This window comes from Pararhizobium arenae (genome assembly GCF_001931685.1).
Lineage (GTDB): Bacteria > Pseudomonadota > Alphaproteobacteria > Rhizobiales > Rhizobiaceae > Pararhizobium > Pararhizobium arenae.
Map to the genome: position 1 here is coordinate 1 of NZ_MOOY01000029.1, position 1513 is coordinate 1513.

The 1513-nt window shown below is 56.8% G+C and carries 1 protein-coding gene; it reads right to left on the bottom strand.

The features are described from left to right. Positions 1–348: 348 nt before the first annotated feature. The coding region (locus BLX89_RS23720; RefSeq protein WP_075293388.1) for a putative bifunctional diguanylate cyclase/phosphodiesterase at positions 349–1513 on the bottom strand (1165 nt) is incomplete at its 5' end.

Genomic DNA, 1513 nt, shown 5'->3' on the forward strand with positions numbered 1-1513 from the left:
CCGCAGCACCGGTATCTGCTCACGCTCGAATGTTTACGCTAAAGGGCTGCGGACAGAGCGCGAGAGGAGCACTCCATTCGCTCGCGTAGCCCACCGGGACGATAACATCGTCGCTCTGCTGAGGTCGATGGAATGGAGCTCGACATCGAAGCCCCAATCGACACATGGTCGCCTCAACTTCGGGTCAAGCAGAAACTATCATCTATTCGGCCCAGTCGGTGTACATTGTGCGGGATCATAACTGCTACCGATTTTCAGCAATGCCTATCTGCGGCTGATAGACCTCGCAGACGCATCTTAGCGGTTACGCTCTTCGCAAAGTGTCAGAAGAATAGTGAATACCTCATCCTAAGCAGTCTGAGCGACATGCGACTCCACAAGGCCGTAGATGTCATCTTCGTCCATCGGACGTCCATATCTGTAACCCTGTCCGGACGGACATCCCATTCCAAGGAGTACGTTTTCCTGGACCTCGGTCTCGATACCCTCGGCGATGGTATTCAGCCCCATGTCTTTGCTCATGCCGATGAGAGCCCTGGTGATGGCTGCATCAGAAGCGCTTGAACCGAGCTCTTCGACGAAGCCCCTGTCGATTTTTAGCGTCGTGATGGGGAAGCGTTGGAGCGAGCTCAGAGACGCATAACCTGTTCCGAAGTCGTCGAAAGCAACGCCGACGCCGATCTCCCTAAGAGCGGTCAAAGTGCGAAACGCCTTCTCGTCATCGAGGAGAGCAACCTGCTCGGTCACTTCGAGTTCGAGCCATTCGGGCTTTATACCGTACTCGTCCATACTGTTCTGTACGCGGTCACAAAGGTTTAGCGCGCGAAACTGGGTGGGAAACAAATTGACGCTGACTTTTAGACTGCCTCCAGCCGAGTTCAATCTGCTCGCGGTTCGGCAGGCTTCCTCCAAAGTCCACCAGCCTATCTCCAGCGCAAGTGCGCTTTGCTCCAGAGCCGGCAGGAAGGCGGAAGGCGATAGTAGCCCACGTTCTGGATGTCGCCACCTGATCAACGCCTCGAACCCTGTGATCTCCTTCGACGGGAGATTAACTTGCGGCTGATATCGCATTAAAAGCTCACCATGGCGCAGGGCCCGGCGTAGTTCGTCTCGCGTCGCCCGGCGAGCCTGAGCCTCGCTCCGCATGGAATGGTCGAACATGCGATAGCACCCTCCAGACGCGGCCTTGGCGCGATAAAGCGCGAAGTCGGCGGACGCCAGAAGTTCCTCGGCATCCGCACCATGGTTCGGAGCAAGAGCAATGCCAAGGCTTGCGCCGAGGTCCAAGACAAGGGGGCCAAGAGTAAACGGCTTGCGGAACGCATTCAAAATCGCGGCCGCTTCACTTTGCGCTTCCAGAGGGTCGCCTGTCGGAAACAGGACTGCGAACTCATCGCCTCCAAGCCTCGCTATTGTCGTGCCGGAGCTCAACAAATAGGAAAGCCGAACGCCGATCGCCTGCAGGAGACTGTCTCCTGCGGCATGGCCGTGTGTGTCATTGACTTCCTTGAAG